Raw genomic sequence first — 1,793 nt, 5'->3', positions numbered from 1 at the left:
CCAGCGATGAACAGGAGGATCCCGCAGCGTTGACCGCCTGACCGGCAGCGGTCACGCGGCGATCACTTCGATACACCACGCATTTGGACTTGACCGATGTCCATCCGGACGAGCCCGCCGCCACGGTCCGGCAGTCGCCTCCTGTGCGGCGTCGCCCTCGGCATCCTCCTCGACGTCACCCTCGTCCCAGCACCGAACCGCTCCGCGGACTCCTCGTACCTGCGCTCATCGCCGCCTTCGGCCGCCACAACTGGTGGTTCCCCACCCACCGCCGCCAACCCGAACCGACCCGGCACCGTCGCGGTTCCACAGGCACCCGACGCCACACTTGGGCTGGAACGCAGCCGATGACGAAGTCGATGCAACAGCCGTCGTCGAGGATGTCGAGGACCCCCTCGGAGACAGGACTACGTCAGGTTCCCCGAGACCGACTGCACGATAAGCCGATCTGTCTCGGCCCCAGGCCGATACGGCTCGGGCCGCAAGGTCACCGTCCGCGCTCGAAACCGCGCGTCAGCTCCCTCCAGCGGTTGCACGCCCGTATCCCGGTCGGTGACGCTGAAACCGTCCACCGAAATGGCAAGGGCGTCGAACGCCCCCTCCGTACCGCAGTAACGCCCAGGGCCACCGTTCAGCCGCTCCAGCAACGCCAGGGCCTCCAACCCATCGAGCGACAGCACATCCTTGCCATCCAGGAACAGCGGATGCTGATCGTCAGCCGACATGATCTCCATCAGCCGGCCGGACCTGTAACCCAGAACAATTCCCGACTCACTACGTGTTTCGATCACACAGTCAGCAGGCGGGCCACTGGTCGCATGGACGGCCATGAGGGCCTGCTTCTCCTCATCGCTCATCCCGGTACCGAACTTCTCCAACGTGTCACGCAGAACATCGTCGGGAACACGGCCATCCCTCCGCCCGGCAACGACACCATACGCATCCGACATCGCGTCGACCTGCGCCGGAGACATCCCGAACACGAGCCTTCCCAGCCCCTTTCCGGGAACGACCGTCCAATCGTCCTCTGCCACTGCCATGTTCACCGACCTCCTCGCCGCACTCCCACGCCCTGAGTTCCCGTTGATCTTGTCGCGCCACACACGTCGATCGCGGCTCACCCCTCCCACCGCGATCGCCGGGACTGTCGGATTAGCGGTGGATCCGACCTCGGTGGTTGCTAGTTTCCGGTCGGGGTGATCCGGCCTTCGAAAGTGATGGCGAAGGCGTTGAGGGCCGGTTTCCACCTCATCATCCATCGTGCCCGGCCGCGTCCGGTGGGGTCGAGGGATCGGGTCACCAGATACAGGCATTTCAGTGCGGCCTGTTCGGTCGGAAAGTGCCCGCGGGCGCGGATCGCGCGCCGGTAGCGGGCGTTCAATGACTCGATGGCGTTGGTGGAGCAGACGATTCGCCGGGTACCGCGGTCCCCACTTCGCAGCGAACTCGGTGAACCGTTCCTTGGCAGCGGCCTCGGTCGGCGCGATATAGACAGGTTGAGATCCTTGCTCATCTCGGCCCAGTGTTTCGACGATCAAGAACACCCTCGCCGCGCTTGGACGGGTCCTCGACCAGGCGGTCCGTGATGAAAGTATTCCTCGGAATGTGGTGAACGTTGTCGGCTGGCAAAGGCAATACCGCCGGACCGAGGACGAGGTCGACGATCCGAGATCGCTGGCACTACCGAATTGGGCTGCCGGTCAAGTCCAAATGCGTGGTGTATCGAAGTGATCGCCGCGTGACCGCTGCCGGTCAGGCGGTCAACGCTGCGGGATCCTCCTGTTCATCGCTGG

At 64.5% G+C, this 1,793-nt stretch carries 1 protein-coding gene and 1 pseudogene; both read right to left on the bottom strand.

The genetic code is table 11. The features are described from left to right. Positions 1-407: 407 nt before the first annotated feature. On the bottom strand, positions 408-1,040 hold the full coding sequence (locus DFR74_RS35185) for a hypothetical protein (RefSeq protein ID WP_067514885.1): 633 nt from the start codon (positions 1,038-1,040) through the stop codon (positions 408-410). A gap of 140 nt (positions 1,041-1,180) precedes the next feature. Continuing rightward, positions 1,181-1,499 (bottom strand): annotated as a pseudogene (locus DFR74_RS38245) (transposase); the annotation flags it as partial. Positions 1,500-1,793 lie beyond the last annotated feature (294 nt).

The sequence above is a fragment of the Nocardia puris genome, assembly GCF_003315035.1.
Taxonomy (GTDB): Bacteria; Actinomycetota; Actinomycetes; order Mycobacteriales; family Mycobacteriaceae; genus Nocardia; species Nocardia puris.
The sequence above is the reverse complement of the archived record's forward strand: the minus strand, read 5'-3'. Positions and strand labels throughout refer to the sequence as shown.